This is a genomic window from Cellulophaga baltica (assembly GCF_018861125.1).
Classification (GTDB): Bacteria; Bacteroidota; Bacteroidia; order Flavobacteriales; family Flavobacteriaceae; genus Cellulophaga; species Cellulophaga baltica_A.
Map to the genome: position 1 here is coordinate 298230 of NZ_JAHKQN010000013.1, position 26271 is coordinate 324500.

Annotated in this window: 23 protein-coding genes; 6 read left to right on the forward strand and 17 right to left on the reverse strand. The window is 31.5% G+C overall.

Going from position 1 to position 26271, the window contains the following annotated elements; genetic code table 11:
- Positions 1 to 125 precede the first annotated feature (125 nt).
- The 12 genes from KO500_RS04075 to KO500_RS04130 all read right to left on the reverse strand — a co-directional run bounded on the left by KO500_RS04075 (position 126) and on the right by KO500_RS04130 (position 11395).
- Positions 126 to 422 (reverse strand): hypothetical protein, encoded by a 297-nt coding sequence (locus KO500_RS04075; RefSeq protein ID WP_215955223.1) that lies wholly within the window; start codon positions 420 to 422, stop codon positions 126 to 128.
- Between the two features lie 203 nt (positions 423 to 625).
- Positions 626 to 1009 carry a hypothetical protein gene (locus KO500_RS04080; protein ID WP_215955224.1) on the reverse strand — a complete coding sequence of 128 codons (384 nt, stop codon included), beginning with the start codon at positions 1007 to 1009 and terminating at the stop codon, positions 626 to 628.
- A 403-nt stretch (positions 1010 to 1412) separates the two neighbouring features.
- The gene (locus KO500_RS04085; RefSeq protein WP_215955225.1) at positions 1413 to 2201 is read right to left on the reverse strand and encodes a formylglycine-generating enzyme family protein; all 789 of its coding nucleotides are present in this window, start codon (positions 2199 to 2201) and stop codon (positions 1413 to 1415) included.
- The gene (locus KO500_RS04090) at positions 2201 to 2995 is read right to left on the reverse strand and encodes a formylglycine-generating enzyme family protein (RefSeq protein WP_215955226.1); all 795 of its coding nucleotides are present in this window, start codon (positions 2993 to 2995) and stop codon (positions 2201 to 2203) included. The genes KO500_RS04085 and KO500_RS04090 overlap by 1 nt, the downstream gene beginning before the upstream one ends.
- Positions 2977 to 6393 (reverse strand): hypothetical protein, encoded by a 3417-nt coding sequence (locus KO500_RS04095; RefSeq protein WP_215955227.1) that lies wholly within the window; start codon positions 6391 to 6393, stop codon positions 2977 to 2979. Before KO500_RS04095 ends, KO500_RS04090 begins: the two co-directional genes overlap by 19 nt.
- Positions 6394 to 6413: 20 nt before the next feature.
- Positions 6414 to 7097, reverse strand: coding sequence for a type VI secretion system tube protein TssD (gene tssD / locus KO500_RS04100; RefSeq protein ID WP_215955228.1), 684 nt, complete (start codon positions 7095 to 7097; stop codon positions 6414 to 6416).
- Positions 7098 to 7332: 235 nt separating this feature from the next.
- Positions 7333 to 7635 carry a hypothetical protein gene (locus KO500_RS04105; protein WP_215955229.1) on the reverse strand — a complete coding sequence of 101 codons (303 nt, stop codon included), beginning with the start codon at positions 7633 to 7635 and terminating at the stop codon, positions 7333 to 7335.
- Between the two features lie 180 nt (positions 7636 to 7815).
- On the reverse strand, positions 7816 to 9354 hold the full coding sequence (locus KO500_RS04110) for a DUF4301 family protein (protein ID WP_215955230.1): 1539 nt from the start codon (positions 9352 to 9354) through the stop codon (positions 7816 to 7818).
- Complete coding sequence (locus KO500_RS04115) at positions 9351 to 9914, reverse strand: AAA family ATPase (RefSeq protein ID WP_215955231.1); 564 nt, start codon at positions 9912 to 9914, stop codon at positions 9351 to 9353. Before KO500_RS04115 ends, KO500_RS04110 begins: the two co-directional genes overlap by 4 nt.
- A complete protein-coding gene (pnuC, locus tag KO500_RS04120) occupies positions 9875 to 10507 on the reverse strand; it encodes a nicotinamide riboside transporter PnuC (protein WP_215955232.1) in 633 nt (210 codons plus the stop codon). Before pnuC ends, KO500_RS04115 begins: the two co-directional genes overlap by 40 nt.
- Positions 10491 to 10751 (reverse strand): thiamine-binding protein, encoded by a 261-nt coding sequence (locus tag KO500_RS04125; RefSeq protein WP_215955233.1) that lies wholly within the window; start codon positions 10749 to 10751, stop codon positions 10491 to 10493. Before KO500_RS04125 ends, pnuC begins: the two co-directional genes overlap by 17 nt.
- 11 nt (positions 10752 to 10762) lie before the next feature.
- The gene (locus KO500_RS04130) at positions 10763 to 11395 is read right to left on the reverse strand and encodes a 4'-phosphopantetheinyl transferase family protein (protein ID WP_215955234.1); all 633 of its coding nucleotides are present in this window, start codon (positions 11393 to 11395) and stop codon (positions 10763 to 10765) included.
- A gap of 74 nt (positions 11396 to 11469) precedes the next feature.
- Here KO500_RS04130 and ahcY point away from each other — a divergent pair, with 74 nt between their 5' ends.
- Together ahcY and KO500_RS04140 are read left to right on the forward strand one after the other, a co-directional pair.
- On the forward strand, positions 11470 to 12786 hold the full coding sequence (gene ahcY / locus KO500_RS04135; RefSeq protein ID WP_215955235.1) for an adenosylhomocysteinase: 1317 nt from the start codon (positions 11470 to 11472) through the stop codon (positions 12784 to 12786).
- A gap of 89 nt (positions 12787 to 12875) precedes the next feature.
- Positions 12876 to 13979 (forward strand): SDR family oxidoreductase, encoded by a 1104-nt coding sequence (locus KO500_RS04140; RefSeq protein WP_215955236.1) that lies wholly within the window; start codon positions 12876 to 12878, stop codon positions 13977 to 13979.
- 56 nt (positions 13980 to 14035) lie between these two features.
- Here KO500_RS04140 and KO500_RS04145 read toward each other — a convergent pair whose 3' ends face one another.
- The 5 genes from KO500_RS04145 to rplU form a co-directional block, all read right to left on the reverse strand.
- The gene (locus KO500_RS04145; protein WP_215955237.1) at positions 14036 to 15058 is read right to left on the reverse strand and encodes a phytase; all 1023 of its coding nucleotides are present in this window, start codon (positions 15056 to 15058) and stop codon (positions 14036 to 14038) included.
- Between the two features lie 69 nt (positions 15059 to 15127).
- The gene (locus tag KO500_RS04150) at positions 15128 to 18016 is read right to left on the reverse strand and encodes a TonB-dependent receptor (RefSeq protein ID WP_215955238.1); all 2889 of its coding nucleotides are present in this window, start codon (positions 18014 to 18016) and stop codon (positions 15128 to 15130) included.
- A gap of 173 nt (positions 18017 to 18189) precedes the next feature.
- Positions 18190 to 19776, reverse strand: coding sequence for a tetratricopeptide repeat protein (locus KO500_RS04155; RefSeq protein WP_215955239.1), 1587 nt, complete (start codon positions 19774 to 19776; stop codon positions 18190 to 18192).
- A 154-nt stretch (positions 19777 to 19930) separates the two neighbouring features.
- Positions 19931 to 20191: a 50S ribosomal protein L27 gene (rpmA, locus tag KO500_RS04160; protein WP_215955240.1), complete on the reverse strand. Its 261-nt coding sequence runs from the start codon at positions 20189 to 20191 to the stop codon at positions 19931 to 19933.
- 28 nt (positions 20192 to 20219) lie between these two features.
- A complete protein-coding gene (rplU, locus tag KO500_RS04165; RefSeq protein ID WP_215955241.1) occupies positions 20220 to 20858 on the reverse strand; it encodes a 50S ribosomal protein L21 in 639 nt (212 codons plus the stop codon).
- A gap of 358 nt (positions 20859 to 21216) precedes the next feature.
- Here rplU and KO500_RS04170 point away from each other — a divergent pair, with 358 nt between their 5' ends.
- From KO500_RS04170 to KO500_RS04185, 4 genes are all read left to right on the forward strand, one after another.
- Positions 21217 to 22539, forward strand: a complete 1323-nt coding sequence (locus KO500_RS04170; RefSeq protein ID WP_215955242.1) for a M16 family metallopeptidase — start codon at positions 21217 to 21219, stop codon at positions 22537 to 22539.
- An 8-nt stretch (positions 22540 to 22547) separates the two neighbouring features.
- Complete coding sequence (locus tag KO500_RS04175) at positions 22548 to 24626, forward strand: M16 family metallopeptidase (protein WP_215955243.1); 2079 nt, start codon at positions 22548 to 22550, stop codon at positions 24624 to 24626.
- Between the two features lie 150 nt (positions 24627 to 24776).
- A complete protein-coding gene (locus KO500_RS04180) occupies positions 24777 to 25142 on the forward strand; it encodes a hypothetical protein (RefSeq protein WP_215955244.1) in 366 nt (121 codons plus the stop codon).
- 80 nt (positions 25143 to 25222) lie between these two features.
- Positions 25223 to 26239 carry a transporter gene (locus KO500_RS04185; RefSeq protein ID WP_215955245.1) on the forward strand — a complete coding sequence of 339 codons (1017 nt, stop codon included), beginning with the start codon at positions 25223 to 25225 and terminating at the stop codon, positions 26237 to 26239.
- The last annotated feature ends 32 nt before the right edge of the window (positions 26240 to 26271 follow it).

Consider the following 26271-nt stretch of genomic DNA (forward strand, 5'->3'; position numbering starts at 1 on the left):
TTGTATATAAAACATAAGTTTAAATATTTAAGTTACCCTTATTTAAAATGATATAAATAAAATAAAGAAAGAGTGCATATAGCACTCTTTCTCCATCAAACCAAAACCGGGCATTGTCTGATTTTTTATTTTATCCAATTTCCATTTTCATCAGCAATTAGTGTTTCAACACTACCATCCTTTAACTCAACTTCGAGTTTAAATTGCTTTTCTTGATTTACATATGCTTTATAAATTTCCGCTGCAGGAAAATTTTCAGAAAAAGATTCTAAAACCGGCATAGGAAGTTCTTCGACTCCAACTTCAGTATAAGGCTCTTCAAAAGCAACATTGGTTGTTTTAATTGGCTTAATACTATTTTCAGTTGCAAAGGCAGTAAAACCTATAAATGTGAATATAAATGCTATTATTAAATTTCTCATGATCTTATTATTTAAATATTTAACTCGTGTTATCTATTGAAATAATAATACCACAAATAAGAAGTTGGCATAATAATTACAACTAAAGCTGATTATCAGACAATTATATTTACATGAAGAATTTCATAATTGTTTAATAGTGTGTAAATGTGTGTAAATGTGTGTAAACACTATTTAATTTGTAGTTTAAGTATACAAGTAATTTAAAAAGATATATCAATTTTATCAATTGTTATACATTGAGAAAATCTATCAGTAATTAAAAGCCAATATAATTGATCATTTTTATAGCTTAAAGATAATTCATCAATTATATTGTCTTCTTTAAAATCAATTTTAATTTCTCTCTTAGACTCAGTAACCCCTTCATAATTTAGCTTCAATAGCTTATAAAGCTCAGCTTCTTTAGTCAGAATAAAAATATATTTTTCATTTGAAACAATACTTAGGACAGTTTCTGACAATTGAATAGGGTAATCGTTATAATAATTAGAAATATCCTGTAGCAATAAATCTTCCAATTCAACATCAGAGAGCTTAATTATTCCATTCATTTGATCAAAAAAAGGACTACGGTTAGTAAACATAATACCCTTTTTTGACTTAAAACTTCCCGCATAATCACTTGTCCATTTGAAAACTACATCATCCCCATAATAACCTCCTCTGCTTCCAATGAAAAAATTTTTGTATATTTATTTCTAGATTAATCTCCATTAGAATTCCTACTATTCTCAGTTTCAAAATCGTATATATCCTTTTGTTAGTTGTGATGTTTTTAATAAAATTTATCTGATTAACAGTACGGACTTATAGCTAAATAAAGAAATATACTTCCTGCAAGAAGTACTATACATAATGTTATCTTTATTGGAGCCTGCTTATTCTTTTAATATCAAATCTAATATTATTTTCCATTGGTTGCCTTTTTTTGTGAATTACAACTTTGAACCAGTACGTAAAATAAAAGCAAAAACAATTTTAAACGCATTATTTTATAGGTCTTTTCTGGTTACAAACACACCGGAAGCCTCCGCCAAAGCCATCTTGTTCAGGCTCTCTAGAGCTACGTATATACACAGAATTACTTAATTTATGAAAACCACGAATTACTTTTACAGTACCAGAAACTATGCTATCAAATCTAGGATTTACAACAGGTTCTTTTGAATATAACGTCAACCAATCATTGGTCCACTCAGGTCTACCTCCAGACATATCATAAATTCCTAAAGGGTTCGGTGGGTAAGCCCCCACAATTGTATCATAAACAGGATAGTTTCTTTTCTCTGTAAAACTTCCTTCAATTTTTCCACTATCCGTGGCATGCTCTACATTTAACCCACGGCTACGTGCTGCATACTCCCATTGGGCCTCCGTCGGTAAATCTATAGGCAAACTAAGTTGTTCCCCTAACCATTGACAATACGCTTTAGCTAAAAACCATGTGTTTTTTTTGGCCGCATAATTTGGACCATAATCTTGTAAATGGCCCCTGTATTGTGAATTAATTATTTCTTTACCATTTAACATAAAATATAAATCAAACTCTTTCCACGTTGTTTCATATTTACTTATCGAATAACTATCTAAAGTTACTTGATGCTCCCTAGCAATTGAAACACCATTTTTACCCATTGTAAAAGTACCTCCTTCTACAAACACAAAATTAGTTTTTGCAGTTTCTAAAATTTGTTCCTGTTCTGGGGTTGCTTTTTTTTGTGAATTACAACTTTGAACTAGTATGTAAAATAAGAATAAAAGCAATTTTATATGCATTACTTTATAGGTGTTTTTTGATTGCATACACAACGAAAGCCTCCGCCAAAGCCATCTTGTTCAGGCTCTCTAGAGCTACGTATATACACAGAATTACTTAATTTGTGAAAACCACGAATTACTTTTACAGTACCAGAAACTATGCTATCAAACCTAGGGTTTACAACAGGTTCTTTTGAATATAACGCCAACCAATCATTTGTCCACTCAGGTCTACCTCCAGACATATCATATAACCCTAATGGATTTGGCGGATAAATTCCAACTTTATTGTCCACTCCATAATTATCATTTATACCTCCTTCAATTTTTCCGCTATTGGTTGCATGCTCTACATCTAACCCACGACTACGTGCTGCATATTCCCATTGGGCTTCTGTTGGTAAATCTATAGGTAAATTAAGTTGTTCCCCTAACCATTGACAATACGCTTTAGCTAAAAACCATGTGTTTTTTTTTGCTGCATATTTAGGTCCGTAATCCTCTATATTTTTTCTATATTGTGGATTGATTATTTCTTTTTCATTTAATAAAAAATACAAATCAAATTCCTCCCAAGTTGTTTCGTACTTACTTATAGAATAACTATCTAAAGTTACTTGATGCTCCCTAGCAATTGAAACACCATTTTTACCCATTGTAAACGTACCTCCTTCTACAAACACAAAATTAGTTTTTGCAGTTTCTAAAATTTGTTCCTGTTCTGGGGTTGCTTTTTTTTGTGAATTACAACTTTGAACCAATAAAAAAAAAAGTAATAATAGTTTATGAAATTTTAAAATTCTTTTATCCATGCTTTATCCAAATTTTTAATAGTTTTTATATGGTTTTCAAAACGTTTCCAATCATCAGTATCCGTTAATAATTCGTTTTGCAAAAACTGTTTACTTTCTTGTACAGCTATAAAGCGCCCAGAGGTTCCTTTGGTAGTCTCATCATGTACTTGGTATGTGCCATCTAAGGCTTTAACAGCCATATGCTCCATAGTTTCTTGCCATTCGCGCCCATGAGTAATAGATTCAATAATTATCAACGCAGCTTCTTCAAAATCAGCATATAAATCACCAGAAACTAAATTAGCTATGACATCGATTTCTTTTTGCCTGTCTTTTCTAATAATTTTATTATATTTATAAGCTGCCAATTGGTACAACATACGACCTTTTACTTTCGGTGGGACATAGGTTAGCATATCTGTATTTTCGATAACATTTGCTGCCATATACTCAGTTTCAGTTCTATTCTCTCCATACTCTTTTAATTCATCAACAAAATCATTAAAATCTTGTAAAATTGAAAAACCAAAAACAGCAGAGCTTCCCATTAAAGCTCCTGCAGCTTTAAAATAATCCTTTTGTTGCCAAAGTTTTAATATCCAACCTGTATACACTTCAAAAACATCAATTCCAGATTCAGACTCTGTAAAATTATCGGAATATAATTTTTGTTCAAAAACTTTAAGAATATTAAAGTCATTTTCTTCTAGTTTATGATACACTAATACTACAAAATCATATAACTGTTCAATACCAACACTAAAACTCATAGCACCACCACCACCTAAGCCCCAAGTAGCATTGGCTTTTATTTTTATTTGAAAAGTACTGGTATCGCGGTCAAAACCAATTTTAAATTCTCCCTCTAGCCCTGCACCCGCGGTACCTGTTACGGCACCACCTACACTAGCTAAAATACCCCAACCATTAGTTATTTTTTCAGGATTTGTCCATTCTAGTGCTATACTTAAAGAAGCTTCCGCTTTAGCTCCTGCAAAAGCAGAAGCCTTACCACCAGCATCAGCACCAAAAAGGCTTACATCTGCTGATGGATTATTTTTTCCTTTTTCGGTAGCTGCTAATAATTTACCCTCATAAGCTGTAGCTTTTTCTTCTGTAGGGTCTTTTTTACCCACTAATTGTGCTACTCCTTTATACGTATTAACCTCAAAACCACCCGATAAATTAATGGTAGCTCCAACAAAACCACTCACACTACCTTCTACATGAAAACGCCCCTGTCCTAATTTTATAGTTGTTTCTTCAGGTATTCTTTTCTTTACACTTTCATATACATTTAAGCCTACAGTTCTATTAGCAACCACCCTACCTTCTTTTTGTACATTTAAGTTATTTTCTCCATCGCTTAAAATAGGATTTACAAGAGTATCTATATAAAATATTTTAAAATCTTTTTCACTAATACCAGGAACTTCACTAAAAATAAAGTTTTTAGTATGTTTAAAATAAGTTTCTATAAGCTGTTTATCTGAAACTTTAGAATCCAAGTTTGCAAGTGTACCTGATATTACTCGGCCATCTAAAGGTTTACTATTTGCATTTTGATCATCAAAAACTTTAGATTTAATTCCTGTAGAAATAATGTTTGAATGGGGATATTTATATTTTTTTACAGCTAGCTTTAATTCGCGTATTAAAATATCTTTTAATTTATCATTATCATTCATTTGCATATGTAGGAAGCGCTTTTTATATATCTCAGGATAATTTTCCATCATATAGCCCGATAAATAAATCATATCTCGTTCTTCGTCTCCCCAAATACCATCTTCAAAATACTCGTTCCACTGTGCCGTATTATTCGTAAAAAAAGCATGTGTAGCATTGGCCCTGCGATAGCCCATTCTTTTATTATAGTCATCATCTCCAGTAGTATCAGCTTGACCTACCACTTGTATAAAAACCTCTTTATCTTTCTCTGAATTTTTTAAAAATACAATACTTTGCAACTGTGTAGCAACATCAAGTGCTGCACTCGAATTCATAAAAGAAGAATTATGAGCAAAAGTAGCCGCCTCTGTATTTGAATTAGCGCTTGAATCTTTTAATTCAATATCAAAACACTCTGTTTCTATTTCAACACTAAATTCTAAATCTATCCCATTATTATCTGGCAAGTACAAATTTGCTTGAACACCCGCTTCTGCTAAAGAAAATTTAGCCTCCGCAGAAACACTTGCAGATGCTTTACCATCTGTAAAATTAAAATTAGTAACACCACCTGCATTAGCAGAATAGCGCATAAGTTGCGCACCTCCGCTAGCATCAAACATTAAATTTGGTAATCGATGTTCATACACCTCTTCTATTAATTCTTTTCTCTTTTCTAATTCTAAAGGTATTTTTATATATTTAATTTTGATAATTTCATTTACAAAATCCTCATCCGTTTTTGCCCAAATTTCTCTAATTAGTAATAATGTTTTATTCCAATCATAATGATCAAAAACCTCTTTTTCGAGTAATGCTTTTATTTTATCTCTCTTTTGTTCCTTTTCTTGGTGGCTGAAATTAGCTGTTTCATTAAAAAAAGTTACAGCATTGTCAATTAGCTCGGCATTTTTATCGTTTAAAAAACCACGTATGATTGGATCAGTAATATAATTATTAATCTTATTTAATTTTAAAGTACCATCAGTTTTACCAAAGTTCCATTCTTCATTAATCTCTGTTTTAACTTTTTTTAAAGCATCTTTTAATTTACTATTTTTATTTTCTTTCCCCTCTTGAGCATCATTACCTTCTGCTTTTTGGACATTAACACTTTCTTCTTTTTGTTTTTTTAACTTTTCATCCGTTGTTCCATCATTACTATCGGTTTCCATTTCATCCAAAAGAAATTTCATGCTTTTTGCCAACGTAGGATCTTCAGCGTATAAATCTACTGGAAACTTAAAATTTTTAAACCTGGCTCTTTTATGCTTCTCATCATTTACTTCAACTAAGTCATGAATTGATGCATAGTATGTTCGCTTACTAACAAGACCAACACCTTCAATTAAAGACTTATAACCTCCTTGTGGTACAGGATCTATATTTTCTTCATCTTCCTCTTCGCATATTAATCCTCTTAGCTTATCTTGAGCTACTTTAAGGCTATCTAAATCACTAGCATTAATTACTTCATTACCCTCAGCATCTTTTGCCTTAGGCAATTGTGCTTGTGCATTGGCTAATTCCTTTACAGCATCATCATATTTCTTTGTTTTTTCTTTAAAAGAATCTAATCTATGTTTTTCTAAGGCCCAAACTTGTTGTATTGTATCTTCTGTATTAGGGTCTAAATCTTTATTAATACTTGGAAAAAAAATGAGTTCTGTAACACCTTCGCCTCCTCCTGGAGCTTTTGCAGTTGCCTTTTTATTAGTATCTTCTTGTAATATTACCGTTGCCATTTGTTTCGTTTTACGCGGAGTTAATCTTCTTCTTCGATAATTTCTAATTCTACCTTTTGAAGGTTTGACGTAATTAGTAAATCTTCTAAAATATCATTTTCTAGATGGATACCATTATACATAAAATCATATTCATCATCAGACAAATCAATATCTACCATCTTACCTACACAATTTTCTGTTTTAATTTCAAGAATCAATTTGTCTTCATACAATTCTTCCACCTCATTCCCTTCAGAATCTGTATACCTGCATGATAATATTTGTGGTTCAGCAGGTTCCTCAACAACCGGAGCCTCCTCAAAAGGATTACTTGGGTTCCAGACTTTCTCAAAAATTACATCGCGAACGCGTTGTATCCCAGGAGTAATAGTGAGTTCCATTTTCAAAGGATCTTGACCTGTTGCACTAAACTGTTCTTTTAAAGCTACGCAATAGCAGTTCGCAAATTCAAAGTCAAAAAGTTTAGTTAAACCATCACGCTTATAAAAACGAATATATCCATCATACACTTGATAATCATCAAGCATCCATAAATGAAATAGAGAATCACTACCAGTAGATTCTACTACAAAGCTTATTTGTCCGCCTTCTACATTTGTTTTAGGTTTTCCTCTAGCATCAAGCAACTGGTGGTAGACATAATTACTATTAAGAACGTTACGTTCTTCACCATTAATAAATAATTTTGCTATAAAAGCCATAATTTTATTCTTATCAATTTAACAACATGTAATAGGTTTACTACACATAGCTAGCTAAAAATAAAACAATTAAATAAACCTTTTATTGTTTATTTACATTTTCCGTTGAAATACACTTTATTTTTTGAGTTTATAATTGTCTTCAATTTTTTGCATAAAAAAAAGTTGCCGAAGCAACTTTTTAACCAAACTAACCAAAATAATCTATTTAGAAATAGACCCAAAAAAAATTGTTTTACATATCAAACCAATTACCGTCCGCATCAACATAAAGTTCAACAACTTCATCTTCCACAAGAAGTTCTAGTTTAAAATTATAATCGTCATTCATGTATGCATTTAATATTGATACATTTGAAAAAGATTGTTCAAAGCTGTTCATGACTGCATCAGGCAAATCATTAAGACCAATCTCATTATATTCTTCAGAAAAAATAGTATCCATTATTCCGTCATGGAAAATTGGTGCCTTGTCATGCGCAGAAATATTTCCTAAACTTCCTATCGCTAGTGCTGTTGCGTATACTAAACTCTTCATCTTCTTTCTATTTAAATTCTTATTAGTCTAATAGAAATAATAGTGCCAAAAACAAAACATCATAGAAAAACCCATGTAACACACTGTATTACATGGGTTTTAACTTTATTTGAAAATTTTACAATTGTGTAATTGTATGTATTCTACACAAAAAGTGTGTAATTAATACACACTTTAAAGTTACACTTGGTGTGCAGGTTTCAATAAATCTGTCACAGTTTTAACTGGATTAAAGGTAATTATTGGAACCTCAACAAAAATTGTATTCCAAAATGCCATTGCTCCATTCCATAACCCTGGTAGCTCAAGTGCTTTTAACTCTTTACCATCTTTTGTTTTTTCTGTAATAAAACCTTGCTTCTCATCAACAAAATCTAAAAGGTTATACTTTTCGCCTTTATAATTTTTAACACCACAAATTAAATCAACAGGGTTAAAATGTGTTGCATTACTCATAATACCAAACTGGTCTTTATTATCTACATCAACCTGAGCAGACTCTATAATTTGTAATGATATTCCGTTGCGGTCATTAATCCAGAAAGGTCCTCCACCCGGGTCACCTTCATTTTTAACCATTCCGCAAATACGAATAGGCCTGTTTATTTTTTCTTTTAAGGTTGTAATTTTATCGGCAACTGCTGCACTATCAAAACTTTCATCAAATTTCACATTCAATTCTTTTTCTGTGAACAATTTTATTTCAGCTATAAGAGAATCGTCAAGCGTTGTTGCACTCTCTAAAGTTTTTGCATAACCAAAAGCCTTTTCTTGAACCTTTAAGAGTAAACCTGCTAATACTTTTTTACTATCAGCTACTTCATTTATATGCGCATCTTTAATTACATTATCAATGTTTTTAATAAATATAACATCAACGTCTTGTTCATTTAGATTCTCAATTAATGCCCCGTGACCTCCTGGACGGAACAATAATGAACCATCAGGGTTTCTAAACAAATCATTTTCTAAAGTTACAGCGATAGTATCTGTTGATGGTTTTTGAAATGAGTAACTTACATTAAATGATGTGTTGGTACTTGCAGAAACTCGTTCTTTAATTTTGTCAAATTCTGCATTAAACATATCGCCATGTTGTTCAGAGATTGTAAAATGAAGGTTTGCCTCTTTATTTGTACTTGCATATAAAGCCGCTTCTTTTAAGTGCTCTTCAAAAGGCGTAGCTGCAAAATCACCATAGTTATGAAATGGTAATAAGCCTTTAGGGTAAAAGCCATAATTTAAACCCGTATCGCGCAACATATCTTCAATAAATAAGTAAAGTTCTTCACCTTTTGTAGTTGCTTTACCTTTTATTCTTTTTTCTATTATTTCATAGAATGGTAAATCTTTCATACCATCTAAAAATGTCTTTACGGCTTTATCTTCTGTACGCGAAAAATAATCTTCAATACTTTCTTCTTTAGGATTGTATTTATCTAAAAAACTAAAAAAAGCTTTAAACATTCTTGATGCTGCACCTGAAGCAGGAACAAATTTAAGTAACGTTAAACCTTTTTTAGAGTTTTCAAAATTATCAACTAGCTCCTTTTCCTCGTCGTCAGAAAATTTAGAAATACCTTCAGCTACAATAGCAGCTTTATCTAAATTTACAAACGGAATACCTTCTTTAAAAGATTCTATTTGTCCTAATACTTTATCTTTTGCTATTCCTTTAGAGACTAATTGTTGATTGTCTTTCTCTGAAAATGTGATCATGAATTCAATAGTTTGTTTATATGGTTAATAGCTGTTTTTAGTCTAGTTTTTTTGTCGCCTTTTAAAAGTACATAGTTTCTATCATATTTATCTAAAGTATCTTTAAAATACTGAAACATTTTTTCTCTTTCAAGAGGCTTATCTCGAAGATCATCGGCCTCCCAAGGAACATCAATGTAAGTTAGAAAATATAAATCATATGTATTTTCAAGAGCATATTTTTCTAGCGTAGGATCGCAATGTCCTATATAATAAGCTTCCGAATATACTTTGGTTTCCAATAAATCAGTATCGCAAATCAAAATTTTATTAGCTTTTTTGGCTAATTTATTTTCAAGCTTCATTTGGCCTTCCGCAATTGGCAATAAATCATGCGGCTCACATGTTTTACGCTCTTCATTCCATTTATCTTGCAAATACTCTCTGGCATATTCTGGTGCCCAAACGGAATTATAGTGCCTAGCTAATTGTTCTGATAACGTTGTTTTGCCAGTAGATTCTGGCCCAAACATAACTACTTTTAGTATGTCTGAGGGTTCTTGTTTATATTTTTCTTCCATGCGAAGTAGCCAAATATGGCAATGAAGGTGAATATTAAATATTGAAAACTCGTAAATGTAAAGCCCTTATAAAAATACAAAGGAACTGAAATTATATCGCCTATAATCCAATATAACCAATTTTCAACTTTTCTCTTAGCCATAAGCCACATTCCAACAAAAAATATAGCAGTAGTTATAGTATCAACATAAGCAGTCCAACTTGTCCACTTATCAAAAATTTGATATATCACAAATACAAATAATATGGTTGAAAAGAATATAGTTATTGATATTTTATGTTCTTTTTTTGTAGTGTATGATATTGGAGTAGTATGCTCCCCATCAACTTTTTTAGTCCAGATATACCAACCATAAACACTCATTATAAAATAATAAGCATTAATCATCATATCACCCAGCAAACCCCAAACAAGTAATAAATACACAAATATTGATGTGCTTATCATTCCCGTAGGATAAACCCAAATATTATTCTGTTTAGAAAACAAAACAGATAAGAAGCCAAAAATTACGGCTATAACTTCAAGAACAATAAAATGTGTTTCGTACTCGTAATATTGTTCAAATAGAAAATCAAAAATGGGGCTCATAATCGCTTCTGTCTGATTTTACAATTTTCATATACAATAAACCTTTATCCATAAGCTCAAAAGCTTCTTTAATTTCGGTTTGCAAAACTCCCATTACTTGATCATAATCACCATAAACTTGAGTACTTAAAGGGTTTTCTAAAACTGTTAAACCAGATGCTCTCATTTTTTTTATAAACTGAATAATCACAGGCTCAAAAGTGTCTTGTAATGGAGATAAAGTAAGTTCTACGGAAATGTTCATTTTTATTTTAATTATAGTTTTACGGAATACACACAAGTATATCCTTCAAATTCTAAATAATCTACTGAGTATGATGAGTTTTTACCTTGGTACATAATTTCAGCAATAGATTCTGAATCTTGTAAATCAAATTCTTTCACATCAATATGCTGTAAAAAACTCAAGCCTTTTTCAGAGTATATTTTATACAAAGCCTCTTTTGCTCCCCATACAATAGTTAGTTTTCGTATGACAGCATCAGCATTTGCAAGCGTTCTATACTCTTGGGGTTGTGTAAATTTGTGAGCGATTTTCAATATTTTCTCTCGCTGCAATTCAATATCAATACCAACCTCATCATTATCGGCTACAATAATACCGGTAAAATCGTGTGAGTGTGTTATTGATATGTGTTTACCATCTTTTAGATGTGGTTTACCGTTTACATCATAATACAAATCGTGATCAACATAACCAGCTTCAGCCATTAAATGCCTTATACTTAAAAAACCTTTTCTGTGTTGTTCAGATTTCATGCCCAACATACGTTGTTGGCAAATAGGAGTTAAAACAATACCTGTGGCTAGTTCTTTTTCAGTTTCAGAAACCTTCCATATATAAACTGTTATACTAGGTGTTACCGTAATTGTTTTGTAAAGAGCCATTGCTTTAGTACCTTTGCAACCACTAAAAGAGTGATTTTAATTGCTATATAACGAAAGTAAAAATAAAAAAGGATATGAGCACTAAAACTGTTTCCTATGTACCTTATAAAGTTAAAGATATTGCTTTAGCTGATTGGGGAAGAAAAGAAATTGACCTAGCTGAGGCTGAAATGCCAGGTTTAATGTCATTAAGAGAAGAATACAAAGACGAACAGCCTTTAAAAGGTGCTCGTATTGCAGGTTGTTTACACATGACTATTCAAACTGCTGTACTTATTGAAACTTTAGTTGCCCTTGGTGCTGAAGTTACATGGAGTTCTTGTAACATTTTCTCTACACAAGATCAAGCTGCTGCTGCTATTGCCGCTGCAGGTGTTCCTGTTTACGCTTGGAAAGGCTTAAATGAAGAAGAATTTGATTGGTGTATTGAACAAACATTGTTTTTCGGTGAAGATCGTAAGCCATTAAATATGATTTTAGATGATGGTGGTGATTTAACTAATATGGTTTTAGATAAATACCCTGAACTTGCAAAAGACATCAAAGGTTTATCTGAAGAAACTACAACTGGTGTTCACAGATTATATGAAAGAATGAAAAATGGTACGCTACCAATGCCTGCTATTAACGTAAATGATTCTGTTACTAAATCTAAATTTGATAACAAATACGGTTGTCGTGAAAGTGCTGTTGATGCTATTAGAAGAGCTACAGATACTATGTTAGCTGGTAAAAGAGTTGTTGTTTGTGGTTATGGTGATGTTGGTAAAGGTACTGCTGCTTCTTTTAAAGGTGCAGGTTCTATCGTAACAGTAACTGAAATTGATCCTATTTGTGCTTTACAAGCTGCAATGGATGGTTTTGAAGTTAAAAAATTAGAAACTGTTATTGGTAATGCTGATGTTGTAATTACAACTACTGGTAATAAGGATATTATTCGTGGTGAGCACTTTAAAGCAATGAGAGATAAAGTGATTGTTTGTAATATTGGTCACTTTGATAATGAGATTGATATTGCTTGGTTAAACGAAAACTATGGTGATACTAAAGATGAAATTAAACCACAAGTAGATAAATATACTATTGATGGTACTGATATTGTTCTTTTAGCTGAAGGACGTTTGGTAAACTTAGGTTGTGCTACTGGCCACCCAAGCTTTGTAATGAGTAACTCTTTTACAAATCAAACTTTAGCACAAATAGAGCTTTGGAACTACAGTGATAAATATAAAAACGAAGTATACATGTTACCTAAGCATTTAGATGAAAAGGTAGCTAAATTACACCTTGAACGTTTAGGTGTTGAGCTTACGGAATTAAAACCAGAGCAAGCTTCTTACATTGGTGTTACGGTTGAAGGACCTTTTAAACCTGAGTATTACAGATACTAGTTTTAAAATATCAAAATAGAATTATTTCAAAATCCTTATTTTTAATTTAAATAAGGATTTTTAGTTTTTTAAAACCCCAAATAAAATTGATGAATATACTTTTAACAGGCGCAACAGGAACTTTAGGCTCTAGAGTTTTATTTTCATTAATAGAACAACGCTTTGATACTATTAAACACATATACCTTCCTGTTCGTAAAAAAGCGACACTTACACCTGAAAATCGAATACACAATATCCTATCAAGTGAGTTTGCCCCTAATTTTATTAAAAAAAATGTTACCGAAATAGCTGCTAAAATTACAGTTATTAATGCAACTAATTTTTTAAATCCAACTAGCTATTTAAATGGTATTAAAATTGATTTTTTTATTCACTCCGCTGGCTTTGTAAACCTATCTACAGACCCAAATGCGAAGCATGAAATATTTAAAGAGAACCTACAGTTTACTAAAAATATTTTTAATGCTTTTTATGAACACATTATAAAATTCGTATATATAAGCACTGCATTTGCTGCAGGAAACATTGGAGGGCTAATACAAAACGACTATACAAAAATAACAGGTGACAATTACCGCAATCATTACGAAGCATCAAAACATGCATCAGAAAAATTTTTAATTGAAGCTGGAAAAGAAAAAAATATTCCAATTCAAATTTTAAGACCTAGCGTTCTTGGCGGTAATATTACAGATAGTCCTAATTATTTTATATCAAAATACATGGTCTTTTATCTGTTTGCAAAGTTTTTTAATAATACCTCTTCAAATGACAAGGTAAGAATAACCACAACGGCAAATACTGGTTTAAATATAATACCAACAGATTACGCCGCTCAGGTGATTGCAAAAGTAATTTCTACAGATATTGAACAATTAAACATTGTTCATTCTACTGAAACGAATATGATGAAAGGCATTACCAAAATTTTAGATGCAGTTGAATACACAAACTTCTCATTTACGGAAGATTTGATAAATACCTCTACAGGGTTTGCATCAAAACTAGAAGCTTTTTATTATGAAACTATAGGTGTGCATTTACACCCATACATGACCTCAAAGCCCAATGAGTGGGATACAGCACTTTTAGAAAGCATTTTACCAATACCCGATTACAACTTGGAAGATTACTTAACTGAAACCGTTGCTTTTGCGAAAAATAAAAAGTTTAGAAACCAAAAATGGTAACAAAAAAAGGGTTGACATTTTATCTGTCAACCTTTTTTAATTATTAAGTATTTTATCTACTTCTCAATTCCTAATTTAGCTAAATCATAGAAAAAGAAATCTTTTTCATCATTCATTGCTACAAATAATCCATTTTTAAACGTGTCATTTAAAGACACTGTTACTACATCACAACCATCAGTTTCTAATGTAGATAAGTTAACTGCTTTTATAAACTCATTAGTAGTTCTTGAAAAAACATTAAATTGTCCTTTTTGTTGATCAGAAACAATCACATAACCCGTACCATCTTCGAAGCGCGCTATGGCAATACCTTCAATATCTTCTTGAAAAAGCTCTGAACCAAACAAACCAACCTCTTCGTCTCCCATTTCTGGCTCTGCATAATATTTTCGCACACCAAATTGTTCGTCAGAATAATACACAAAACCTAATTCAGCATCTACAGCTATAGCTTCAATTTCTTTTTTACCACTAAATTTTCCAAATTTTCTAACCAGTGTAGAATGAACTATTCCCGTAGTGTCCGTATCAATTTTATATTGATATAAATATCCATTTTCAGGACCTACTTTACGACCCACTATTGCATAAAGCACATCTGTTTTTGGCGACTTATATAAGCTAATTCCCATAGGAAATGTGAATTTAGGATTGGTTTCATCTTCAAAAACTTTAAACCCACCATTATCTAAAGGATTCATATCTGGAACAGAAAACATTCTAATTTGATTTTTTTCTCGCTCAGTGAATAAAATAACATCTGTTTTAGTAGAATCATTTAATTGAAAACCATAAGCTAAATCAACGTTATTAGGTCTTTTTATGTTTCTTATCGTTTTTTCTTCAAGAATTTTTCCATCTAAATCAAAAGCATAAATAGCTCCATTTGTTTCTTTATCTGTACCAAAGACTATACTTTTTGATGCATCTGTTGGATTGATCCAAATTGCAGGATCATCAGTATCATTTAGTGTTTTTTCAGTTTTTACATCTGGAGCAATTGCTGGTAATTTATCTGTTTTACAAGATGTTATAAATGCAATTGGAAATAAACTGTATAAAAGAATTTTTTTCATTTGTTATATTTTATAAACGTAAGACTTCTCAAATTAAGAGGTATCTCTTTTAATTTTTATATTGATTTATTATCTTTTAAATAAATCATATTTTAATCCCATTGTTAAGCGTTGACCGTAGTATTCAACTTGTTGTGTTAAATCTTTTTGACCTTGGAAATAACGCAAAGGTTGATTGGTAATGTTATTTAAACCTGCATATATACTTAAGCTAGTATTAATTTTATAATTCGCATTAAAATCTAAGAAAAATTGCGTGTCATAATACCTATCTTCAAACTCATTACCACCTAACTCATCAATATAAGAATCTGTAAAGTTACCTGACAACCTCGCTGAAAACTTACTATCATTATATGCTAATGATGCATTAAATGTGTTTGGTGTTGTATTTGGCAAATCTACATCTTCTCGCTCATCACCGTCTTCATTCATTATTCCGCTTGCAGAAGACGTGATATATGTATAATTTAAATAGATGCTAAAGTTTCTTGCAAAACCAGGCAAGAAATCTAATTGACGTTGAAAAGCAATCTCTGCACCAAATATACTAGCTCCTTCACCATTTAATGGCTGAAAAACATCATACCCAGAGGTGCCTTCACCAAAAGTATCATCAGAAGTTTCTGTAACAAAAGTATAGATAAAGTTATCTAGATCTTTATAAAAAACACCTCCTGAAAGCAAACCTACATTTTTGTAATAATGCTCAGCCATAAGGTCAAAATTCATTGATGTTGTTGCTTCTAAATCAGGATTACCAATTACTATTTCATCATCTTCATTTATAATCTCAACTCTTGGTACAATATCTTCATAATTAGGTCTTGCTAATGTATTTGTCCAAGCTAACCTCAATACCGTATTATCTGCTACATCATATTTAAAATGTACACCCGGCAAAACATTTGTATAGCTATTTTCATCATTAACTTCTTCAACTAAAATACTTTCGTCAATACCATTATCTTCATCTTCTTCAATATAAGTTAAGCTATAACCATCAGATTCTAATTTTGTATTTTCAACTCTAACGCCCACTAGCATACTTAATTTTTCAGTTAGTTTTTGATTCGCCATTAAATAACCAGCAAAAACATCTTCACTTACATTAAAATTACCAGGCAAAAACTCATCAATAATAGATTCACCATCAGTAAGCTCTAAACTACCTAACCACTCTTCATCAGCAAAAGAACCTATTTGATATTGACTACCTGCAAGAAAATCACCATCTGATAAATTTTTAGTTACAGTTGAAGCTAAAGTTGGGTAATCATCTTCTAAGTCGTACTCAAAATAATCATTATCACGTAGTTTAGTTTTCATACGTGTTCTTGCTCCAAATTTAATTGTACCGTCACCTTGACCAAAAAAGTCTGAAGGCACTTCAAAGTTTACGAATACATTAAAATCTTCCTCTTTTGTAAATTGATTTTCTTCAGATAACTCATCATATTCAAAATTTTCTAAAACAGCATCATCTTCGTCTTCAGCGGTCATTATTGGTAAACGCGTATCAGTATTATCATTTAAAACTGAATATTCTGATGCATAAACAATATAACGTTCATTCAACCGCTCTTCTGAAGCTTTGGCGAAAGATGTCATCCAATCTACTTTTAATTTACCAATTAAGTGTTTACCACCAATACTATAATTTTGCATGCGTTGATCTTCTAAACGTGCATTTTGAGTTCTACCACCACTAATGCCCCCTTTAGTTTCACGAGCTACCTCCGCAGGAAAACGAGTTAACATTCCATCAAGAACCGTAAAGTCACCTAACTCAATATCTTCAGCATCTAAAATTTCAGAAGAAAGTCTAAATCTATTTTCTCTATCATCTCTCCAATTATAAATAGTTTTTAAAAAAAGTGAGTTATTATTATCTATCTTATAATCCATATTTGCTGAAAAACTACGGCGTATACGTTGTACTACATACTCACGTTGCTGAAACTCACTTGTGAAGGGGTCAACTTCCACTTCTTGTAAAATCGCGTCTCCATCAGCATCATCAGCACCAGTATAATATTCAAATTCATCACTCCATTCCGCTTCTACATTATCTGAACCAAAATCATTGTTATTGTAAGATGCAGAAATCATCCAACCAAATTTTCCGTTTTTACTTCTGTCACCAACCAAAAAGGAACCATTGATAATAGCTTTATCTGTAATAAAATTCATTCCTGAACCTCCAGTTGCAGACAATCTAAAACCTTGTGGTGATGTTCTAGTAATTAAATTAATTGACCCACCAAGTGCGTCTGCATCCATATCAGGTGTAACTGCTTTACTCACTTCAATTGTCTGAATCATATCGGAAGGAATTAAATCCATCTGAATGTTTCTATTATCGCTTTCAGCTGATGGAATTCTACTCCCGTTTAATGTAACAGAGTTTAATTGCGGAGACAAACCACGAACAATAACATTACGTGCCTCCCCTTGATCTACCTGCATTGTTATACCAGGAATACGCTTAACAGCATCACCAATATTTGAATCAGGAAATTTACCAATTTGATCTGTTGAAACAACATTGGTAATATTCATATTATTTTTCTGAGTATTTAATGCTTTCGCTTGACTTTGCAAACCATAACCTAAAACTTCAACACCTTGTAATTCTAAACTTTTTGGCTCTATGTAAACATCCAATGAAGTTGTTCTACCATCACCAATAGTTATTGCTTTTTCAATATTTGAATACCCTAAATAAGATATTGTTACAGAATAATCACCTACAGGAATATTTACTAAGGAATAGTGACCATCAAAATCAGAAACTGTTCCTTTTTTCAATGAAGCAATGTGTACCGTTGCCCCAGGAACACTTAAACCATTTTCATCAGAAATTGTACCTGACAAATTTCCACTTTGCGCTTGAACTGAAGTACTACTACAAGCAACAAAGAGTAGTAACAAGATAAATTTTAAAGAATTTTTCATTTTTGTTTTCGTTGATTTTTACGAATTCAAATTTATGTTAATCAAGCACATAGCATGTTTATTTAATGGAAAGAAAAGGGAAACAATGACAACAAACAGGGGAAACAAGAGGGCAACAATAAAGATAAATTTACATTTCAATAACACTATGAACACACTGGCATTAATTAAAGTTAAATTGAGTGTAAAAAAGTGCTTAATTCCGCTTTTGAATCAATAGGTAATTTTTTTCTAAGTCGATACCTTGAAACACGAACACTATCAGGTGTTAATCGTAAAATTGATGCAATTTCTTTTGAAGACAAATTTAATCGTAACAAAATACTTAATCTCAATTCTGCAGGTGAAAGTTTATCAAGTGCTATATCATTAATTTTCTGAATATATTTCGGATGAATATCTTTAAACAACTCCATAAATTCATCCCATTCTTGTTCTTGTGAAAGGTTAAAATCAATTTCCTTTATTAATTCATTTAGCTTACGTTTTAAATCTACATTTGTTCGTTCTAAACATTTTTTTAGAGTATGTGATAAATTTGAAAGCATTTTATTTTTTTGAGAAAGGTGCAAACTATATCTAGATAACGAAGAATTTTTAAGATGCACCTCACGCTGTAAATTTTTCTCCTCAACTTTCTTTTTTTCAAGTGCTGCTTTTAAAATTTGCTCTTTATAAATTAACTCTTGTTTTGTTTGCTTTCTTTTTTTAACAATATATAAGTACCAAAAAAGTACAAAAACTGCAAATCCTAAAATTGAAACTAATAACAATCTATTTTGTGCTTTATCAACCTTACTATTTTGGAGCAATAGCTCTATTTTAGTTTTCTTTTCTTTAGAATCATAAATTACCTGAAGAGCTCTGGCTTGATTGGCAACTTGCAATTTTTCATTTGCCCTATTAATGGTGATGTAATAATCTAAACAAGTATAAGCATCATTTAAATTACCCATAAATTGATGATTTTCAGCTAAATCTTTATAAGCACTTGCTTCTTCAGTTTTGTCATGTATTTGCTTTGCAATTAGTAAGGCTTTATTCGTATAGTGAGAACCTTTATCTAAAACACCAGTTTTTCTATACACATCACCTATATTATTTAAAATATTAGCTTGTCTCGCATCCTTATTATGCTTATGATAATGAAGCGATTTCATAAAATAATTTAACGCTACATCGTACTTCTCTAGATCTTCATAAATACTACCAATATTTTCATTTACAACAGATAGGCCTTCTGTATTTAGTAGAATTTCATAAAGGCCTAAACTTTCTTCTTGTAATTCAAGTGCTTTTATATAATTCCCTTTCTTTTCAAAACAAGTACCTAAATTACTTTTTGAATACGCTAATTGGCGTTTATCATTACGCTCTAAAGCCTCAATTACTCCTTTCTTAAAATAACTTTCTGCAGTATCGTAATTTTTTAAATGTAAATGAACAATACCCAACCTATTAATTAATTCGAGATATAAATAATCATGAGTTTTATTTTCCAACAATAATACACCCTTGTTAAATTGATTTATTGCTTCCGCATACACATCATTCTCTTGACAAAAAGAACCCAATTTTAAATGTGCATTTGCGATAGCTTTTGCATTATCAGACGCTAACTTATCTTTTAAACTATTGTTTAACTTATTGAAAGTAATATCAACAGTAGAAGTATCATGTTGAACTACATTTTTTTGAGATAAAAGAATTGATGTATTTACAATAAATAATATGAAGAAAAAAAGAAATTTTTTAAGCACTATAATCAGATATAAATTAATCTTGAAAAGTACTAGAATAGCTTAAGGTTAAGCTTAAGAATATATTAATTTAAAGTAAACTTTAGTTAACGCAAAAACCCTTTATCGCTAATTAAAGCAATAAAGGGTATATTTTGTATTAAGAAATTATCTCTTAAGCTTCGAAAGGCTCAATAGATACGAAAGATTTTCCTCCCGCTTTCTTTTGGAATTTTACGATACCATCTACACGAGCGTGTAAAGTATGATCTTTTCCTGCGTATACATTTTCACCTGGATTGTGTCTAGTTCCACGCTGTCTAACAAGTACGTTACCAGCTATAGCAGCTTGACCACCATAAATCTTAACACCTAAACGTTTCGATTCTGATTCTCTACCGTTTTTAGAACTACCTACACCTTTCTTATGTGCCATTTTGTTACGGTTTTAATTTTATTAATACTTATGCTGGTTTCCCACCATCTAATTCATCTTGCCATTTTTTCAACTCATCCCACTTACCTTCAGCAGCTAATTTAGCTTGTGCAGGCCATGTGTCAGTTACGTGATTTCCACGAACATCAGAGATGATTTCAGAGATTTTAGCAGCATCAGTTTTAGCTAATTCTGCAAAAGTTGAAATTCCAGCAGCAACTAATGTTTCTGCAATCTTTGGACCAATACCTTCAACTTTTTTTAAATCGTCAGCTTTAGCTACCTTTTTTGGAGCTGCTTTTTTAGGAGCCTCTTCTTTTTTAGGTTCAGCTTTCTTCGTTGCTTTTTTAGCACCTGAAGAAACTATGCTTTCAATAACTAATTCAGTTAAATACTGTCTATGACCGTTTTTAACTTTGTAACCTTTACGTCTTTTTTTCTTAAAAACGATTACTTTGTCACCTTTAAGGTGCTTAATGACTTTTGCCTCAACAGTGGCTCCGTCTATAGCTGGGGCGCCAATAGTAATGTTGCTTCCGTCTTCTAATAAAAGAACGTTATCAAAAGTAACTTTGCTACCTTCTTCGTTCTGTAAACGGTGAACATACACTTTTTGGTCTTTCGCAACTTTAAATTGCTGCCCTGCTATCTCTACAATTGCGTACATAGCTTGTGTTTGTTATTTTATCAATAAATCAATTTACCTATTTCTCAATAGGCGGGTGCAAATATACTCTTAATTCGTTAACTAACAAGGGTTTTTGTCTTTAAAATTTACATAAAACTTAAAAAAACCTAAACCCTCATATTTACCAACAAAAATACAGCTTTAAATTAGGTCTAAAAAACTGATTATTAAAACTATAAAAATTATTTAATTAATAAATTCTTATTTAAAGCCCACTAAAAATAAAATTAATTGAATTTATCTGTAACAAAACTAACAAACAGCACACTCACTATAAGAATTTGATTACAAATGCTTATTTTTCAGTTTACAAACGAACACTAAACACTTATTAAGAATGAAAAGAAATTTATTTCTAGCTATGTCACTTTCGTTAGTGACGTTAGCCTCAAAAGCTCAAGAGGTGACTTATGAAGAGTATGATCTAGACAACGGTTTACATGTTATTCTTCACCAAGACAACAACGCACCTTTAGTAACAACATCAGTAATGTACCATGTTGGCGCAAAAGATGAAGACCCAAAAAAAACAGGGTTTGCTCATTTTTTTGAACATTTACTATTTGAAGGCACCGAAAATATCGAAAGAGGAAAATGGTTTGAAATTGTAAGCTCTAATGGTGGAAAAAACAATGCAAATACAACTCAAGACAGAACCTATTACTACGAAGTATTCCCATCAAACAAATTAGAACTTGGCCTTTGGTTAGAGTCTGAACGGTTAATGCACCCAGTAATTAATCAAATTGGAGTAGACACACAAAAAGAAGTGGTTCAAGAAGAAAAAAGGAGAAGTTACGATAATGCTCCTTATGGAAGATGGAGAGAAGTAATGTCTAAAAATCTTTTTACAAAACACCCTTACCGCTGGCAAACAATCGGTTCTCTTGAACACTTAGCAAGTGCCACTCTTGATGATTTTAAAAACTTTAATAAAACATATTATGTACCAAACAATGCTGTATTAGTTGTTGCTGGAGACATTAAAATTGATGAAACAAAAAAAATGATTCAAGATTATTTTGGCCCAATCCCAAAAGGCGCTGAAATTAAAAGACAAACTTTTAAAGAAGAACCAATAACTTCAACTATAAAAGCTGAATTCAGAGATTCTAATATTCAGATTCCGTTAATAATGCTAGGATACCGAACGCCTGAGCAAACAAACAGAGAAGCGTATATATTAGATATGGTCTCTACTTTATTAAGTGACGGAAAAAGCTCTAGACTTTATAAAAAAATTGTTGACCAGAAAAAAATGGCCCTTCAAGTATTTGCTTTTAATGGATCGCAAGAAGATTACGGAACGTATATAGTAGGCGGTTTACCTGTTGGCGACAACACTCTTGAAGCTATTAAAGCTGAAATTGATGAAGAAATTGTAAAGATTCAAACTGAATTAATTACAGAAAAAGAGTATCAAAAATTACAGAATAAGTTTGAAAACAGCTTCATAAACTCTAATTCAAGTGTTGAAGGCATCGCTAATTCATTAGCAAGAAATTATATGCTTTATAAAAACACAGATTTGATTAATACCGAAATAGATATTTACCGCTCAATTACTCGTGAAGAAATTAGAGCCGTAGCTAAAAAATATCTAAATCCGAATCAACGTGTAGAGTTGGATTATTTACCTGAAGAAAAACCTGCAAATTAAACACTATCATGAAAAAAATATACATAACATTAGCCTTCACTTTATTTGCCGTAATTGCAAACGCACAAATAGACAGAAGTGTAATGCCAAAATCTGGCTCTGCACCTGAAATAAATTTAAGCGAACCTCAACAATTTGAACTTAAAAATGGATTAAAAGTATTAATTGTTGAAAACCATAAACTACCTAGAGTTTCCATTCAATTAAGAATTGACAATCCGCCAATCGCAGAAGGAGAAAAAGCTGGTACTACATCATTTGTATCAAGCTTGTTAGGTAATGGCTCTACTACAATACCTAAAGATGATTTTAACGAAGAAGTTGATTTTTTAGGTGCTAGAATGAATTTTGGTTCGCAGAGTGCATTTGCTAGCTCTATTTCAAAATATTTTCCTAGAATTTTAGAATTAATGGCTGATGCCACTATAAATCCTAATTTCACTCAAGAAGAATTTGACAAAGAGAAAGAAAAAATCATCACTGGTTTAAAAAGCGAAGAAAAAGATGTGGCATCAATTGCATATAGAGCACAATTAGCATTAGCCTATGGAAAAGACCACCCATATGGAGAATTTACAACTCCTGAAACAGTTGAAAATATTTCTCTTGCAGATGTTAAACGCTTTCATGCAAACTACTTTGTGCCAGCAAACGCATATTTGATAGTTATTGGTGATGTTAACACTAAAGAAGTTCAAAAATTAATTAAGAAAAACTTTACTTCTTGGACTAAATCAACACCTCCTTCATTTCAATATTCAAGACCAAAAAATGCTTTGTATACACAAATAAATTTTATTGATATACCAAATGCAGTACAATCAGAAATTGCAGTTGAAAGTTTAGTTGATTTAAAAATGAGTGATGAAGACTATTTTCCTGCTTTAATAATGAATCAAATTTTAGGTGGTGGCGGTGAAGGTCGTTTATTTTTAAACCTTAGAGAAGATAAGGGGTATACATACGGCTCTTACTCGAGTATTGGAAATGACAAATATGCACCAGCAAGGTTTAGAGCTACCGCACAAGTTAGAAATGCGGTAACTGATAGCTCTGTCGTTGAAATTTTAAAAGAAGTTCAAAGAATTAAAACCGAACTTGTAAGTGACAAAGATTTAGAGAATGCAAAAGCAAAGTACATGGGCCGTTTTATTATGGCATTGGAAAAACCTGAAACTATTGCCGGCTATGCACTTAATATTGAAACAGAAGGTCTTTCAGATGATTACTACAAAACTTATTTAGAGCGAATTAATTCAATTACCGTTGAAGATATTCAAAAGGTTGCTCAAAAATATTTAACTACTGATAAACTTAGAATTGTGGTTGCAGGTAAAGGAAGTGAAGTTTTAGAAAATTTAGACAACATAAGCTTTAACGGAAACAAAATACCTGTAAAATACTACAACAAAATGATTAAGGAGGTTGAAAAACCAAATTATGAAACAGCCTTACCTGAGGGAACATCTATTCAAACAGTAATTGACAACTATTTTAAGGCTATTGGCGGAAAAGACAAAGTTGCCACTTTAACTTCTTTAGCATTAGTTTACGAAGGAAGCATGAATGGAGCTGTTGTAAAAATAGAAGAAAAAAGAACTATTGATAGATATGCAATGACAATGTATATGAATAACACCCCTATGCAAACTATTATATCTAATGGTGATGAACTTTACATGAAACAAGGCGAAAACAAAATGTCTTTACCAGAAAGCGTTGCTACAGATATGAAAAATTCTTTAGGCATTTTCCCTGAGCAAACATTTACTAAAAATGGAACAGGAAAATTAGTAGGTATTGAAGATGTAGATGATACAAAAGCTTATAAAATTGAAGTAACTGGCGATGCAATAACTGCTTCTTATTATTATGATGTTGAATCTGGTTTAAAAATCAAAGAAACATCAGTAACTAATATGAATGGCCAAACACAATCTCAAGAAGCCATTTTAAAAGATTATACAGAAACTAACGGACTTATGTTCCCTAGTATAAAAATCAGCTCTTTTGGTCCGCAAAAACTGGAAAGCAAATTAATTTCAGCAACAATAAACACAAATGTAAGTGATGCTGATTTTGAGTAATTAAACCTCACTAAAAGCAAAGCACCTACCAAAGTCAAAAATAGACTTAAGTAGGTGCTTTTTTATTAAGCAAAACTTAAAGTTTAACACTTATTAAGATTTTAAATTTTAAGTACTATACACCTGATACTATCTTTGTCAAAAAAATATTTGAATATCAAAGTCACTTATTTTTGTTTACTTCTATATGTAACGGCATTAACCAAACCTATTGTACCGTTAATTAACTACACCTTAAATCAAGATTATATTAATGAGTTTTTATGTATAAATAAAGACAAACCCAAATTAAATTGTAATGGTAAATGTTTTTTAGCAAAACAAATTCATAAACAAAATGAATCTGACAAAAACAATACCCCAAAGGTTTCAAAAGAAAATTATGTTATTGGAATATTAACTCCGTTTAGTTCTTCAATACAAAAAATTGAGAATTATATTTTAAACTATAGCACCTATCAACCTAAAATATACACTTATAAAGGTGTCTACAATTTTTTTCACCCTCCTATTTAATTTGATTTTTCAATAAAAAATAAGTCCTGAATATATGTTCTAGGGCCACAAATTACATTAAAACAAAAAATCATATTAAAATGAAAATATTTAAATATGCCCTTATATTAATGGCATCAATTACCGTATACGCTCAAGAAACTACAGAAGAAAAATGGACCTCAAACAGACCTGATGGTCACGCGCCAATATCTGTAATGGCTGACCATACTCACAACAAAGGAGATTGGATGTTTAGTTACCGATTTATGACGATGAATATGAACAGTCTTAAACAAGGCAGTGATGATGCAACATCACAAACTGTTTTTGACGAAGGTTACGCTATAAGTCCTGAAAACATGAGCATGAATATGCATATGCTTGGCTTAATGTATGCTCCTAGTAATAAAATTACACTTATGGCAATGACTAATTACACTTCAATGAGTATGGATTTAGTGACAGGAACAGGTGTCAATTTTTCAACTGAATCTTTTGGATTTGGAGATTTAAAAATCTCTGGATTGTATAAATTTTTAAACAATAAAAGACAATCTTTACATGGTCAACTTGGTTTTTCAATACCAACAGGGAGTATCGATGAAATGGATGTTACACCAGCTTCTTCACCAGATGAAGTTCAACTACCTTACCCAATGCAAATTGGTAGCGGTACTTTTGATATTGATTTAGGTTTAACCTATTTAAAACAATACAAAACAATTGGCTTAGGCTCACAATTAAAAGCAACATTAAGAACTGGCGAAAATGATAGGTCATACACTTTTGGGAACAAATATTCACTAAACAATTGGTTGTCTTATAAAACAACTGAATGGCTAAGTTTTTCTGCAAGAGTTGAGGGTTTATATGTCGACGAAATTAGCGGTGCCGATGAGGATTTAACACCAATGATGGTAACCACTGCAGATACTACAAATTCAGGAGGAACATACATAAATTCAGGCATAGGCTTTAACACTTATATTAGAAATGGAGCTTTTAAAAACCTAAGATTTGGTTTTGAATACTCATTTCCATTGTACCAAAACCTAAACGGAATTCAGTTAGAAACAAGTAATAGCCTAAATTTTGGTGCTCAGTATTCACTGTAAAAAACATTTAAACTATAGTTACAACCTCTAAA